General features: G+C 44.1%; 14 protein-coding genes. 2 read left to right on the plus strand and 12 right to left on the minus strand.

The features are described from left to right. Window positions 1-28: 28 nt before the first annotated feature. Window positions 29-952 (plus strand): Na/Pi symporter, encoded by a 924-nt coding sequence (locus MKX71_RS12670; RefSeq protein ID WP_326132250.1) that lies wholly within the window; start codon window positions 29-31, stop codon window positions 950-952. Window positions 953-988: 36 nt separating this feature from the next. Here the strand turns inward: MKX71_RS12670 and mtaB are convergent, their stop codons facing one another. From mtaB to gpr, 12 genes are all read right to left on the minus strand, one after another. Next, a complete protein-coding gene (mtaB, locus tag MKX71_RS12675) occupies window positions 989-2344 on the minus strand; it encodes a tRNA (N(6)-L-threonylcarbamoyladenosine(37)-C(2))-methylthiotransferase MtaB (protein ID WP_014114458.1) in 1356 nt (451 codons plus the stop codon). Beyond that, window positions 2344-3114 (minus strand): 16S rRNA (uracil(1498)-N(3))-methyltransferase, encoded by a 771-nt coding sequence (locus MKX71_RS12680; RefSeq protein WP_024572268.1) that lies wholly within the window; start codon window positions 3112-3114, stop codon window positions 2344-2346. Before MKX71_RS12680 ends, mtaB begins: the two co-directional genes overlap by 1 nt. Window positions 3115-3136: 22 nt before the next feature. After that, complete coding sequence (gene prmA / locus MKX71_RS12685) at window positions 3137-4072, minus strand: 50S ribosomal protein L11 methyltransferase (protein WP_220396769.1); 936 nt, start codon at window positions 4070-4072, stop codon at window positions 3137-3139. Between the two features lie 24 nt (window positions 4073-4096). Then, on the minus strand, window positions 4097-5224 hold the full coding sequence (dnaJ, locus tag MKX71_RS12690; protein WP_003230010.1) for a molecular chaperone DnaJ: 1128 nt from the start codon (window positions 5222-5224) through the stop codon (window positions 4097-4099). A 199-nt stretch (window positions 5225-5423) separates the two neighbouring features. Next, window positions 5424-7259 (minus strand): molecular chaperone DnaK, encoded by a 1836-nt coding sequence (gene dnaK / locus MKX71_RS12695; RefSeq protein ID WP_004398786.1) that lies wholly within the window; start codon window positions 7257-7259, stop codon window positions 5424-5426. Window positions 7260-7282: 23 nt separating this feature from the next. Next, window positions 7283-7846 carry a nucleotide exchange factor GrpE gene (grpE, locus tag MKX71_RS12700; protein WP_029317891.1) on the minus strand — a complete coding sequence of 188 codons (564 nt, stop codon included), beginning with the start codon at window positions 7844-7846 and terminating at the stop codon, window positions 7283-7285. Between the two features lie 71 nt (window positions 7847-7917). Continuing rightward, the gene (gene hrcA / locus MKX71_RS12705; RefSeq protein ID WP_003246126.1) at window positions 7918-8949 is read right to left on the minus strand and encodes a heat-inducible transcriptional repressor HrcA; all 1032 of its coding nucleotides are present in this window, start codon (window positions 8947-8949) and stop codon (window positions 7918-7920) included. Between the two features lie 80 nt (window positions 8950-9029). Further along, the gene (gene hemW, locus MKX71_RS12710) at window positions 9030-10169 is read right to left on the minus strand and encodes a radical SAM family heme chaperone HemW (RefSeq protein WP_339231178.1); all 1140 of its coding nucleotides are present in this window, start codon (window positions 10167-10169) and stop codon (window positions 9030-9032) included. Window positions 10170-10222: 53 nt separating this feature from the next. Next, window positions 10223-12061: a translation elongation factor 4 gene (gene lepA / locus MKX71_RS12715; RefSeq protein ID WP_003229999.1), complete on the minus strand. Its 1839-nt coding sequence runs from the start codon at window positions 12059-12061 to the stop codon at window positions 10223-10225. A gap of 133 nt (window positions 12062-12194) precedes the next feature. Continuing rightward, window positions 12195-12533: a YqxA family protein gene (locus MKX71_RS12720; RefSeq protein ID WP_014477382.1), complete on the minus strand. Its 339-nt coding sequence runs from the start codon at window positions 12531-12533 to the stop codon at window positions 12195-12197. Window positions 12534-12549: 16 nt separating this feature from the next. Next, entirely contained in the window at window positions 12550-13755 is a 1206-nt protein-coding gene (gene spoIIP, locus MKX71_RS12725; protein ID WP_014477383.1) for a spore autolysin SpoIIP, read from the minus strand. 62 nt (window positions 13756-13817) lie between these two features. Continuing rightward, window positions 13818-14924, minus strand: coding sequence for a GPR endopeptidase (gene gpr, locus MKX71_RS12730; protein WP_326227571.1), 1107 nt, complete (start codon window positions 14922-14924; stop codon window positions 13818-13820). Window positions 14925-15127: 203 nt separating this feature from the next. On the opposite strand from gpr, the gene rpsT reads away from it, so the two are divergent. Continuing rightward, window positions 15128-15394: a 30S ribosomal protein S20 gene (gene rpsT, locus MKX71_RS12735; protein WP_003229989.1), complete on the plus strand. Its 267-nt coding sequence runs from the start codon at window positions 15128-15130 to the stop codon at window positions 15392-15394.

A 15394-nucleotide genomic window follows, 5' to 3' on the forward strand; every position in this document is an offset into this window, starting at 1 on the left:
TAATGATAGAAAGGGGTTGGTGAATAGGATGTTAATTCTGATTAGCTTTACTGCTCTTATATTATTCTTTCTCACAGGCATGAACATGCTTCGAAAAGGCTTAATTTCTATGGCGTACTCAAAAATTGAAGATCGTTTGCTTTTATTTACAGACCATCCATTAAAAGCGTTTCTTATCAGCATTGTATTTACGGGGATACTTCAGAGCAGTTCAGCCTTTATGGTCATTGTCATCGGCTTTGTTAGTGCGGGTGTGCTTTCTTTTAAGCGGACGATACCGATGATTCTCGGAACAAACGTTGGGTCTACCTTTACAACTGAATTTATTGCTATCAAAATGGATATTGTGATTTGGGTTCTTTTAATAGGAGGTTTATTGTTTTTTCTGACTGGCAGGTATCCTTTGAAACAGCTGGGAACAAGCTTCCTTGGACTGGGCATCATCTTCTTTTGCATCAGCGGATTCAGCCATCTTGCCGGGCCGCTGACAAAGCTGAAAACGGGCGCCGACGTTCTATACCATGTTAACGATTCAAACTGGTCCGCTTTGCTCATCGGCATGGTGTTAACTGCCATCATTCACTCCAGTTCTGTCTGTATCGGCATTTTGATGAGTTTTATGAATGAAGGGATTATCGGACTGACACAGGCGATGAGCGTCGTACTCGGATCAAATATCGGGACATGCATTACAGCTGTCATGGCTGCTGTATCCGGCGGATATGCGGCGAAACAGACAGCATATGCCCATGTGGTATTTAACGTGCTAGGGGTGGCTCTAGTATTGCCTTTTCTGACCGCAGCGACCGGCTTTGTAGAGCAGTTATCACCTGATCCCGCACAAAAGATCGCGCATTTCAGCCTTTTATTTAATGTGGTGACAGCTCTTTTATTTCTTCCGCTTACAAACTTGTTTTACCGATTGATTCACCTTCTTATCCCGGCTAAATAAAAAAATCGGTACATTTTAATGCACCGATTTTTTAGGTTAAGAAGACAAACGCATGTGTTCAGTTATTTCATCCTCAACCACACGGACAAACTGTCCTTCGTTGTAAGGATAACCTGCTTTTAGGATTTTGACTTTTACGATTTTGCCGATCATATCTTCCGTGCCTTTGAAAACAACCTTCATATAGTTGTCTGTGTAACCGACAAACATGTTCTCTTCTTCTGTTTCTTTATAGGCTTCCTCAGGAATAATCTCAAGCACTTCATTTTCATACTGAGAAGCGTATTCTTTTGCAAGCTGGTCAGAAAGAGCAATCAGGCGGTGCACACGTTCGTTTTTCACGTTTTCATCCACTTGGTCTTCCATTCGCGCAGCTGGTGTTCCTGTACGTTTACTGTAAGGGAAAACATGCAGTTCAGAGAATTTATGTTCTTTAATAAAGTTATAGGTTTCCATAAATTCTTCTTCTGTTTCTCCAGGGAATCCGACGATGACATCAGAAGTAACAGCTAAGCCTGGCAGTGCTTTTTTCAATTTATTTAAACGGTCTGCAAAGAATTCCATTGTATATTTGCGTCTCATCCGTTTAAGCACTGTGTTTGATCCGGATTGGATCGGAATATGCAAATGATTCACTATCTTATCTGAGCGGTCTAAGACCTCGATCACTTCGTCAGTGATTTGGCTGGCTTCGATTGAAGAAATTCTGATCCGTTTCACGCCTTCCACACGGGTGTCTAATTCGCTCAAAAGCTTCGCGAAGTTGTAATCTTTCATATCTTCGCCGTAGCCGCCTGTATGAATACCCGTAAGAACAATTTCCTTATATCCGGCATCAACAAGCTGCTGCGCTTGTTTAATGACTTCTTCAGGGTCGCGGGAGCGGAGCAGGCCGCGCGCCCACGGAATGATACAGAATGTGCAGAAATTATTGCAGCCCTCCTGTATTTTCAATGACGCTCTTGTGCGGTCCGTGAAAGCAGGCACATCAAGCTCTTCATATACTCTTGCTTTCATGATGTTGCTGACGCCATTAATCGGCTGGCGTTCTTCTCGGTATTGGTCAATGTAGCCAAGCATTTTTTCACGGTCCTGTGTTCCAACTACAATGTCGACACCGGGGATCGCCATAATCTCAGCAGGTGAGGTTTGCGCGTAGCAGCCTGTGACACAGATGACACCGTCAGGATTTTGACGAATGGCGCGTCTGATCACTTGGCGGCTTTTTTTATCTCCCGTATTTGTAACCGTACATGTATTAATGACATATACATCAGCTGTTTGTTCAAAGTCTCTTCTTTCATAGCCCGCTTCTTTGAAAAGCTGCCAGATTGCTTCTGTTTCATAATGGTTGACTTTACAGCCAAGCGTATGGAAAGCAACAGTTGCCATTACTGATCACCTCTTAATAACTCTGTTTGATAAGAAATCGCACTCAACGCGTATAGCGGAGCGGTTTCTGTCCTTAAAATTCTCGGTCCAAGGCCGCACGTCACACCGTCTTGCTCTGTGAGCCGTTCAACCTCCGCTTCTGTTAAACCGCCTTCGGGACCAAATACGATCAATAGAGATGATCCTTTCGGAAGGCTGCTTACAATCGCGCTGAATGCGCTTATTTCCCCTTGCTTCGATGACTCCTCGTATGCAACGACACATTTATCGAAATCCTGCATCCTTTGAAGAAGCTGCTGAAAAGAATGGACATCCATCACTCGCGGCACTTCGTTACGGTACGATTGCTCAGCCGCTTCCTTCGCAATTTTCGTCCATCTTTCCCGCTTTTTCTTTGCCTTTTTGTCATCCAGCTTGACAACAGAACGCGCGGCTTGGAAAGGAATAAAGGCATGAGCTCCGAGCTCAGTCCCCTTTTGGATAATCCATTCAAGCTTATCTCCTTTCGGAAGGCCGCTCGCAATATAGACCTTTATCGGAAGCTCTCTGTTTTCATTCGTCCATTCTATCACAAGGCAGGACACTTTATCTTTGGAAACAGATTGAAGTTCACATTTTGCCTCGAAGCCGTCTTGAGAGCAGCAGATAATCTGGTCTCCCTCATTCATTCTCATCACGTTCACAATATGATGAACATCTTCGCCAGTAATCAAAAAAGCCGGCGCTTCCTCTATTTGCTGCTTCGTGAGCTCGATAAAATATCGTTGCATACGCTGTGACACCTACTAACTGTTATTTTTTCGCAATAATGCTGACCCAATCTTCCATTGAAAGGATTTCTACAATGGTAAAGCCAGCTTGTTCCAGTGCTTCTTTTACTTCTTGTTTTTTATGACCGATGATTCCTGACGTAATAAAGTGGCCGCCTTCTTTTAACAGGCTGTACGATTGTGAAGTAAAGCGAAGAATGACTTCAGCCAAAATGTTGGCCACAATCACATCATGTTCCCCTTCAATCCCGTCTAACAAATTGTTTTGCTTCACTTGAGCAACATCGCTGACTTTGTTCAGCTTGAGATTGAGGCGTGCACTTTCTACAGCCACGGGATCAAGATCGTAGGCATGAACCGATTCAGCCTCAAGCATTGCAGCCGCAATACTTAAAATTCCCGAACCAGTGCCGACATCAATCACCTTATCACCCTTTTGCACAAAGCGTTCAAGCGCCTGAATGCAGAGTACGGTTGTCGGATGTGTCCCTGTGCCGAAAGCCATTCCCGGGTCCATTTCAATAATCAGTTCATCAGTATGGACCGGCGTATATTCCTCCCACGTCGGCACAATTGTAAACTTTTCAGAAATTTTCACAGGATGATAATACTTTTTCCAGGCAGTCGCCCACTCTTCTTCATTTACTTCAGAAATAGTGATGTGGTTTCTGCCCAAATCAATATTGTAAAGAAGGAGATTATTAATCGTTTCTTTAATGCCGTCTACAGTTTCGCCCAGAAAACTGTTAACCGGCAGATATGCTTTGACAATGACACCCTCATCTGGGTAATCATTGGGGTCGAGCTGGTAGATTTCCCCGTACACATTCTCACGTTCTTTAATTAAATCAAGCGGGTCCTCTATCACAACCCCACTTGCACCAGCTTCATGCAATATATTTGAGATAGGTTCGACCGCTTCATGTGTTGTGTGAATGCTTAATTCGGACCATTTCAAAACTACCAACTCCTCATCCAATAATTAATCGCCTTTAAACGCGCGTTTTACCTTGTCAAAGAAACTCATTTCCTGTTCGTCAGGCAGGTTTCCGCTGACTTCGGCAAATTCGCGGATAATGTCTTTTTGTTTATCAGTCAGATTTGTCGGCGTAACGACGCGGACGACGATATGCTGGTCACCCTGTCCATAGCCTCTGACATTTTGAACGCCTTTGCCTCTTAATCTGAATTTCGTTCCTGTTTGTGTACCGGCCGGAATTTTCAATTTCACTTTTCCATGCAGCGTCGGCACTTCTACCTCATCTCCAAGAGCAGCCTGAGCAAACGTTAACGGCATTTCACAGTAAATATCATCGCCGTCACGCTCGAAGAACTCGTGTGCGCGTACATGGAACACGACAAATAAATCCCCGGCAGGGCCGCCGTTTATTCCTGGTTCACCCTGTCCCGAGAGACGAAGCTGCTGCCCGTCATCTACACCGGCTGGAATTGTCACGTTGATTTTCTTGCGTTTTTTGATTTTTCCTTTGCCGCCGCAGTCCGCACATTTGTTTTTAATGATTTTGCCTGTTCCTTCACAGTGGTGGCAGACCCGTCTGTTAACGACTTTTCCAAACGGTGTATTTTGCTCCACGTTTAACTGGCCGGAGCCTCCGCAGTGGGAGCATGTTTCTGGATTTGTTCCAGGTTTCGCACCTGAGCCTTTACATGTTTCGCACGTTTCCTCGCGGGGAATTTCGATGGTTGTTTCTTTACCGAAAGCCGCATCCTCAAACGACAGGGTCATCGTATACTGTAAATCAGCACCCTGGCGCGGAGCATTTGGATCTCTCCGTCTTGTGCCTCCGCCGAAAATACTTGAGAAAATATCATCGAAACCAAAACCGCCGAAATCGCCGCCGCCAAAACCTCCGCCGCCGAAGCCTTGGTTAGGGTCAGTGTGACCAAATTGATCGTAATGCGCACGTTTTTGGTCATCTGACAGCGTTTCGTACGCTTCTTTTACCTCTTTAAATTTTTCATCTGATCCGGCTTCTTTGTTAATATCAGGATGATATTTTTTTGACAGCTTCCGATAAGCTTTTTTAATTTCATCCTTTGAAGCGCTCTTACTTACTCCCAGCACTTCATAGTAATCACGCTTACTCATCTCGCTTCACTCTCCCGAATTTCTCACATAAATTAGATTGTATCATTTTGAATTATGATTTTTCAATTCCTTTTATCCCGGGCAAGAAAAAAAGTCAAAGCCAAGAGATGCCTGACTTTGACTTTCTAATCATTGAATCAGATTATGAAATGTGTTCTTTTCGGTCAGCTCCGGAAGCGGGGCTGACACTAAAAAGAACTTATTTTTTGTTTTGGTCGTCGTTTACTTCTTCGTATTCAGCGTCGACAACGTTGTCATCCGCTTTGCCTTCAGCGTTTGCTCCGCCTTGAGCTTGCTGTGCTTTAGCAGCTTCTTCATAAAGCTTCATAGAAAGCTCTTGAACGATTGTTTGAAGCTCATCTTTTTTCGCTTTGATCTCTTCAAATTCGTTTTTCTCAATCGCTGCTTTTAAAGCATCTTTGGCATCGTTGGCTTTTTTCACTTGTTCTTCGTCCACTTTGCCTTCAAGATCTTTTAATGTTTTCTCAGTTTGGAAAACAAGCTGATCTGCTTCGTTGCGGACTTCGATTTCTTCTTTTTTCTTCGCATCAGCGTCAGCATTTTCTTCCGCTTCTTTTACCATGCGTTCGATCTCTTCATCAGAAAGACCTGAAGAAGATTTAATTGTAATGTTTTGTTCTTTTCCTGTGCCTAAGTCTTTTGCTCTTACGTTTACGATACCGTTTTTGTCAATATCGAAAGAAACTTCGATTTGAGGCACGCCGCGCGGTGCTGGCGGGATATCAGTAAGCTGGAAGCGGCCGAGTGTTTTGTTGTCGGCAGACATTGGGCGCTCACCTTGAAGAACATGGATATCAACAGCTGTTTGGTTATCAGCAGCAGTTGAGAACACTTGAGATTTGCTTGTTGGGATCGTCGTGTTGCGGTCGATCAGTTTTGTAAACACGCCGCCCATTGTTTCGATACCGAGAGAAAGCGGTGTAACGTCAAGAAGAACAACATCTTTTACGTCACCTGTGATAACGCCGCCCTGAATCGCAGCACCAAGCGCCACAACTTCATCCGGGTTTACGCCTTTATGAGCTTCTTTTCCAGTTTCTTTTTTGATTGCTTCTTGTACGGCAGGGATACGAGTTGATCCGCCGACAAGGATGACTTTATCGATTTCGCTTGCAGAAAGTCCTGCATCTTGAAGCGCTTGACGGACAGGACCCATTGTGCGCTCTACTAAATGAGAAGAAAGCTCTTCGAATTTAGCGCGAGTTAATGTAAGTTCAAGGTGAAGCGGTCCTGCTTCTCCAGCTGTGATAAACGGTAAAGAAATTTGCGTAGAAGATACGCCGGAAAGATCTTTTTTCGCTTTTTCAGCTGCGTCTTTCAAACGCTGAAGCGCCATTTTGTCTTTTGATAAATCAATGCCGTTTTCTTTTTTGAATTCAGACACAAGATGATCGATGATAACTTGGTCAAAATCGTCCCCGCCCAGACGGTTGTCGCCGGCAGTTGAACGAACTTCGAATACACCGTCGCCAAGCTCAAGGATGGAAACGTCGAATGTACCGCCGCCAAGGTCGTATACTAGGATCGTTTGATCTTCATCTGTTTTATCAAGTCCGTATGCAAGCGCTGCTGCAGTCGGCTCGTTGATGATACGTTCTACTTCAAGACCTGCAATTTTACCAGCGTCTTTTGTTGCTTGACGCTCAGCATCGTTAAAGTATGCAGGAACTGTGATAACTGCTTTTGATACTGTTTCGCCAAGATAGCTTTCAGCGTATGATTTAAGGTGTTGAAGGATGATAGCAGACACTTCTTGTGGAGTGTAATCCTTTCCTTCAATTTCAACTTTATAATCAGTACCCATATGACGTTTGATAGACATAATTGTGTTAGGGTTTGTAATAGATTGGCGTTTAGCCACTTCCCCTACTTGACGTTCGCCGTTTTTAAATGCAACAACTGATGGCGTTGTGCGGTTTCCTTCAGCGTTAGCAATAACTTTAGGCTCGCCGCCTTCAAGCACTGCCACACATGAGTTTGTTGTTCCTAAGTCGATTCCGATAACTTTACTCACTTGAATAACCTCCTGCTATGTAATTATTGATTCACTTTGACCATGGAAGGGCGAATGACGCGATCCTTCAGCTTATAGCCTTTTTGCATTTCCTCAACAACAATGTTGGAGCCGTAGTTTTCGTCTTCAGCCTGCATAACAGCTTGGTGCAGATTAGGATCAAATTCCTGCCCTACAGCTTCGATGGCTTCGACGCCTTCTTTTTTCAAGGCTTCTACGAGCTGACGGTGGACCATTTCCATTCCCTGGAGCAAACTTTTCGTCTGTTCATTGTCGGCTTCAACCTGAAGCGCTCGTTCAAAGCTGTCAAGAGCCGGCAGTAAATCAGTCACGATATTTTGAGAACGGTATTTTTGGGACGCTTCCATCTCTAAACGGCTGCGTCGTTTATAGTTTTCAAAGTCTGCTTGAACACGCAAAAGTTTGTTTTCTTTTTCCTCAAGCAAACCTTGCAATTCGTTAATTTGGTTTTGAAGAAGTTCGCTTTCATTTGTTTCTTCCTGATGTTCATCAGCGGCAGCTTGTTCTTCAATGATTTCTTGCTCTTCTGTTTCGTTTTGTTCAACGGTTTGTTTTTCTTCTGACATTGTGTTCACCTCCCTCAAAGTGTAAGGAGAAGGACAGGTGCTGCCCTTCGATAAATTTTGCCAAAATTCCCTTATTCATCATACAGACTTGTTAATGCTTTTGACAAGTCCGAAGTCACATGCTGAAGCAGGCTGACAACCCTGGAATAATTCATGCGGGTCGGGCCGATGATCGCAATTGAGCCGATCTGCTTCTGGTCTACGGAATAAGAAGCCGTAATCAGACTGCAATTTTCCATCTCTTCATAGTCGTTTTCTTTTCCGATTTTAATCGAAATTCCCGTGTGCGGGGATTGAACCAGCTTTAAAACATCCTGTTCCTTCTCAATTAATGAAAGGAGCGACCGAACTCGGGTGATATCATGGAACTCAGGCTGGTTCAGCATATTGATTTTCCCGCCAAAAAACAACTTTTCAACATGATTTGTGGAATGAAAGGTTGAACGAAGCGCGTCGAGTATATTGTCATAGTTCTTAATGTGCTGTCTTAGGTACATGACAACTTCCTTAAATATGCGCTCATTCAGTTCATCCATTGGAACGCCGCTTAAACGGTCGTTCAGTATATTTACCAGTTTTTCAATATCAGACAGATCCATTTTGGTCGGAAAGTTAATCGTTTTGTTTTCCACATGCCCCGTATTGGTAACGAGAATCGCTACCGCCATATCAGGCTGAATCGGAATGATTTGAATCTGTTTAAGGTAATTCTCACTCAGCTTCGGCCCGAGTACGATGGATGTGTAATTCGTCAGATCGGACAAAATTTGCGCTGATTTTTGAACTGTCTTCTCCAGCTCGAAAATTTTCTCTTTGAAGATCGAGTGGATTTGGTCCAGGTCGCTTTTCGTCAGTTTGACGGGTGACAGCAAATGGTCAACATAGTACCGATACCCTTTTTCTGACGGAACACGTCCTGAGGATGAATGGGTTTTTTCAATAAAGCCCAATTCCTCCAAGTCAGCCATCTCGTTTCTTATTGTTGCAGAGCTAAATGTGATTTCATCTTTTTTCGAAAGAGTTCTTGATCCTACCGGCTGTGCCGATTTAATAAAATCGTTGATTATAACCTGAAGGATCAGCAGCTGACGATTTGTTAACATCATCATCACCTCTGTTAGCACTCTCAATAAGTGAGTGCTAATTCTATAACAAAAATATCAAACCACAAGAAAAATGTCAATTATAACTCACCCAAAAAAGCGCCAAAAACTTCATTGCCTAATAATTTCCCTTGATGAGTCAAATAAACGGCAGACTCTGAATTGTGAATCAGCCCTTTTTCAGCGAGGTCTTTTAACACGCTTGGGAAAAGTCCATCCAGGGAACGGCCGTATTTTTCTGCGAATCGTTTTTTGCTGACACCGGCTGTTTTTCTCAAACCTAAAAACATTTCTTCCTCAATCTGTTCTTCTGTTGTCACTTCATGTGTATCTCTGTACGGAAAACCCTTTTCAGCTATCAGGTCAATGTAATGCTTAACAGGTCCGACGTTCACTGTTCGTGTGCCGCCGATATATCCGTGAGCGCCGGCTCCGAAACCGAAATATTGTTCGTTGCTCCAATACGTTAGATTGTGCTTAGATTCCATGCCTGCCTTAGCAAAGTTGCTGATTTCATATTGATGAATGCCGTGAGCTTCCATCTTGCTCATCACCATTTCATACATTTCAGCTTCCTGCTCCTGCGGCGGAAGATGAAGCCGCCCTTTTTGCATCAAATTATAAAATACCGTTTTCGGTTCTACAATAAGGGAGTAAACGGAATAATGCTCGGCGTCCAATGATAAAGCAGTGTTTATGGAATGTTCCAGATGCTTGAGGGTTTGCCCCGGAAGCCCGAACATGAGATCAAGACTGATATTCTCAAAACCGATTTCCCGCGCTCTTTCAAAAGAGGTGAATACATCTTTTTGCTTGTGCACTCGGCCGATTTTTTCTAACAGATCGTCTTCGAACGTTTGCACACCAAAGCTGAGGCGATTTACGCCTGCTTCTTTTAATATTTTTAATTTCTCTGCGGACAAGTCGTCCGGATTCGCTTCAACCGCAAATTCCGATAAGTCGCTTGAGGGCTTCAGCACACGGTTGATCATATCCATCAGCTTTTTGAGCTGTTCCTCAGACAGGGAGGTTGGCGTGCCTCCTCCGATAAAGATTGTTTTGAGATCAGGCTGCCCAGTTTTTGCTATTGTATTTATCATTTCCTGTTCGAGTGCGTTTAAATACCCGTCGACTGGCTGACTTTGAATAAAATATTTATTGAAATCGCAGTAGTGGCAAATATGCTCACAAAATGGGATATGGATATAAGCTGATTTCAAATGGATTCACCTTCTTTACAGAAAGAAGCCGCAGTACAAGACTGCGGCGGCTTCTATTGTTTTTTCGGACTGTCGTCCATTTTCAGAACTGCCATAAATGCTTCTTGCGGCACTTCAACTGAGCCGACCTGCTTCATACGGCGTTTTCCTTCTTTTTGTTTTTCAAGAAGTTTCCGTTTACGCGAGATGTCCCCTCCGTAACATTTAGCCAATACGTTTTTACGCATTGCTTTTATGGTGGAGCGGGCCACGATTTTCTGGCCGATTGCGGCTTGTACCGGAACTTCAAACTGCTGGCGCGGAATGAGTTCTTTCAGTTTTTCAACGATCACTTTTCCGCGTTCATATGCGTAATCACGATGCACGATAAAGGAAAGGGCATCGATTTTTTCACCATTCAGCATAATGTCCATTTTCACAAGCTTGGACGGTTTGTAGCCGATCAGTTCATAATCAAAGGACGCATAGCCTTTAGTGCTTGATTTCAGCTGATCAAAAAACTCATATACGATTTCCGCTAATGGCATATCATAAATGATGCTGACACGGTTTGCGTCTAAATACTGCATATCAATAAAATTGCCGCGTTTTCCTTGGCAAAGCTCCATTACAGCGCCGACATAGTCATTCGGCACCATCATCGTCGCTTTTACGTATGGCTCCTCAACCCTTTCGATCTTTTGAGGATCCGGCATGTTGGACGGGTTGTCGACAACGACCTTTTCGCCGTCTGTCATATACACGTCATAGATAACGCTTGGCGCTGTTGTAATCAGGTCGATGTTGAACTCACGCTCAATTCGCTCCTGAATGATCTCCATGTGAAGCATGCCTAAAAATCCGCAGCGGAACCCGAATCCAAGCGCTTGCGAAGTTTCCGCTTCATATTGAAGGGAGGAATCATTCAGCTCAAGCTTTTCAAGAGCTTCCCTTAAATCATTATACTTCGCTGTATCAATCGGATACAAACCACAGTACACCATCGGGTTTAGCTTGCGGTATCCCGGCAGCGCTTCTTCTGCAGGATTGGCAGCGCTCGTTATTGTATCACCGACACGTGTGTCACCGACATTTTTGATTGAGGCAGTCAGGAAGCCTACATCACCGACCGTCAGTTCATTTGTCGGAGTTGCTTTCGGCGTGAACACGCCCACCTCTGTTACTTCGAATTCTTTGCCGGTTGCCATCATTTTGATTTTTTGTCCCGGCTTTACCGTTCCTTCAACGACTCTGATATAAGCCACGACACCGCGGTAGGCGTCATAAAGCGAGTCGAAGATCAGCGCTTTGAGCGGCGCCTCCGGATCTCCGGTCGGAGCTGGCACCTTTTCTACGATTTGTTCTAAAATCTCCTCAATCCCGATACCGGCTTTTGCTGAAGCAAGCACGGCTTCTGATGCGTCAAGGCCGATAACGTCTTCTACCTCTTGGCGCACACGTTCGGGCTCGGCGCTCGGAAGGTCGATTTTATTGATGACCGGAAGGATTTCAAGATCGTTGTCAAGCGCTAAGTAGACATTGGCGAGCGTCTGCGCTTCAATCCCCTGGGCTGCATCCACGACAAGAATCGCTCCCTCGCAGGCAGCAAGGCTTCGGGATACTTCATACGTGAAGTCGACGTGTCCCGGCGTATCGATTAGATGAAAGATATATTCTTCTCCGTCTTTTGCTTTATATTTAAGCTGAACAGAGTTTAATTTAATGGTTATGCCCCGCTCACGTTCAAGATCCATAGAATCGAGCAATTGTTCTTTCATTTCTCGTTGAGTGATTGCCGACGTTTTTTCTAAAATACGATCCGCTAAGGTCGATTTTCCGTGGTCAATATGGGCAATGATAGAGAAATTCCGTATTCTCGATTGCCTCTCTAAACGCTTTTCTTTATCTGTCACAATCTATCACTCCTACTATTAAACGCAAAATACACTAGCTTAGATTATATCAATAGGATTGTAAAGATTCAATGTAAAACAAGAAAGAGAAAAGTTCCCTATCATATCTGGGCTGCTTTTCTCTTTCACGTACTTATTGATTCATATCCCGTATCCATTCATACATTGACTGGGCAGTATTGGTTACGGTGTCCGAAAGCGCTTTTCCGGCTTTTGAAAACATATTGAATGTCTCCACCTTTTCCAGCTCTTTTTGTTTTTCTTCTAAATCTTTTGCCGTGACTGTTTCTCCTAGGATTGAGGCTTCTTTTTCATTATCTTTTCCGTCGGTGAGCGTAAACGCCCCCTTCAGTGAAGGGTCATGATAGCCTTTCATACTCAGCATCCCGTTGTTTGCCTGCTGCATGCCGAACAGAACGCCTAAAAACATGATCGTGACAAGCAGTAAGCACTTTCCAAAGTATGCAATCAAATCAACCACCTATTTCTTATTGTTTTTTCGTCTCCCCGCTCGCTGCGTTGACCTTTTCAGCATCCCAGTACATTTCGCTGAATACGTCCGCGGCCGCGTTAGCCGCACGCTGCAGCTCTTCGAGATTATTATCCACTCCGCCAAACTCGAGCAAAAGCGCTCTATCGGTTAAATCCTGATTGTAAACACCATTATCGCCTGGCGAGCCTTTGGAAAAGACACCTGTGCTAAGTCCGGGGTATTTTTTCTCCATCAGTTTATGAAGCTCACTCGCAATTTTATAGTTTTCTTCGAAGTTTTTGCTTTTTTTCCCGACGACAAAGGCTACCCTGGCATAGCTTTTTCCTTTAATCGTTGCGGTTGTGTCTTTTTTGCGCCGTGAGTCCCTGTGGATGTCAATGATATATTGCAGATTTTTGTTTGAAGCAAGGGCGTCTTTCACGACCGGCCTTGATTCATCATAGGACCTGGCATAGTTTAGGCCTTTTTTATTTAATTTTGACTGTATATCGGTTTTATTCACTGTGGCTCCGATTCCCTGGGATTCAAGCGCTTGTCCGAACATATCTCCTACAAGCGTGACGTTGGCTTTAGAATGGCGCGCCATGTCAGGATCGGTCTCGCCTTTTAATAGAGGGAGATATGATTCGGTATTGTGCGTGTGATAGATAAACACGACCTTTTTATCACCTGTTGTTTGTTTGGGCGGATCTTTTTGCGCATTATCTGATTGCGTTTGCTGTTTTTCAATCTCTGCCAAATTCGCTTCTCTTTCTTCCTCCATCACCTTAGACGGCGGCGGCGATTCCGCAGGCATATTCGTATAATCGGTTCCTTGTCCAGCTAACAAAATCTCGGTATCAAATTGTGCAAACCCCGGCAGCTCCCGACCGAGAAAGCTCCGCGGATCTTCGAGGTTAATGCTCGTCGCCAGCTTTAAAGAAAGACGAGAAAGATGAAATGAGCTGTCTGTTTGAGAGAGGTCAGAAGCGAAATAATGGTTTTCCATCCGCAGCAAATGTGCAAATACGTCACCCGGCAATTCTTCAGCAATCCCATAAAAAGAGTCAGACGACGGCCTAAGTTCCGGCCGGAGAGACGTCAGCACACCGGATAGAACAAAAATCACGATAAGGCTTACGATAAATAGAAAGATGGCTTTTACCGCTTTCCCTCCATTTACCGCAACAACAATCTGTCTGTTTCTGCGTTTATTTCTCATTGAATCCCTCCAGCGCTTGTCTAGTAATTACTCTATGAACAAGCTAGAGGAAGTAGAACTGTTTAGTGATTGTAGGAGCCTTTGTTTTCTTGTGACACTTTTTCATGAAGCGCTGTGTTTAATCCGTTCGCTAAAACATTTGCCATATCGTCGATAAATGAATCGACTTCCTTCGGTGTAACCATTAAGTTGTGCCCTAAAGGCGAAAGCACCTCGTGAATGAGCTGCCGTTTTTCATCTTCTTGAAGGGTTCCGACAATCCCTAGGAACGATTGGCGCTGCTTTTGATCGGGAAGATCTTCTTCAGTGAGCACTTTCTTTTTCCCAAACGTCATGCCTGCCGGAACAAGCGATCTTGATGGCCTGTTATCCTTCATTTCTCTGCCAAAATGTTTTAATATGTAGTCCACCGTGTCGCTGGCAATTGTCACGGCATCAACTACTGTCGGAACACCGATAGCAATCACCGGAACACCAAGCGTGTCTTTGCTTAAATCTTTTCGTTTATTCCCCACTCCAGATCCCGGGTGAATGCCTGTATCCGATATTTGAATGGTTGTGTTGACCCTTTCCACCGCCCGCGCCGCCAACGCATCAATGGCGATGACAAAATCAGGCTTCGATTGCTCAATCACACCTTTAATAATGTCACTTGTTTCGATTCCTGTTATCCCCATTACACCCGGTGCAAAAGCACTGACAGGCCTGTAACCCTCCTGTACGTTTTCCGGCTGAAGCTTAAACAAGTGCCTTGTTACCAACAGATTTTCTACTGCCATCGGTCCAAGCGCATCAGGTGTCACGTTCCAGTTGCCGAGCCCAACGATCAAACAGCTCGCATCTTTTGAGATATTAAGGTTTTCAAGAAAAGCTGAGAATTCCTCCGCAAAGACAGCAGAGACCTTCTCTTGCATTTCCGAATCATTCTCCCTGATTCCCTGTGCTTCAAGCGTTAAATAGCGCCCTTCTTTTTTTCCCGAAAGCTCTGCGCCTTCCTTTGTAACATCAACTGTGCGGACTTTAATGCCGCCGTGATCACGCTCTTTTTCAATAAAGCCTTTAATTTCTTTTGTCGGCACAGCCTGCTGATTGGCCATTGCTTCCTTCGTTTCCACTGCCAAATCGGTACGTATCAAATACTGATTCACATCCAGCTCACTCTTTTTCATACAGGGGCCTCCTTCACATTAAGTACCTATATTGTTGCCATTTGCTGAATGAATCATGCTAAAAAGAGAACCTTCAATGAAAAATACTTTACATTTATATTGCAATCTAAAGGTGTGTTTGATAGAATACAATTTGTTCTATTGTGAAGAAGATTTAACCTTAAGACACTGTGCTACAGGTTGTATCTTAGGAGGTGAAACACATGCCAAACATTAAATCAGCGATTAAACGTACAAAAACAAACAACGAACGCCGCGTTCATAACGCGACAATCAAATCTGCTATGCGTACTGCAATCAAACAAGTTGAAGCTTCTGTTGCCAACAACGAAGCTGACAAAGCGAAAACTGCTCTTACTGAAGCAGCTAAACGTATTGATAAAGCAGTGAAAACAGGTCTTGTACACAAAAATACCGCAGCTCGATACAAATCAAGACTAGCGAAAAAAGTGAACGGACTTTCTGCATAA

Source organism: Bacillus sp. FSL M8-0071, assembly GCF_037975455.1.
GTDB lineage: Bacteria > Bacillota > Bacilli > Bacillales > Bacillaceae > Bacillus > Bacillus subtilis.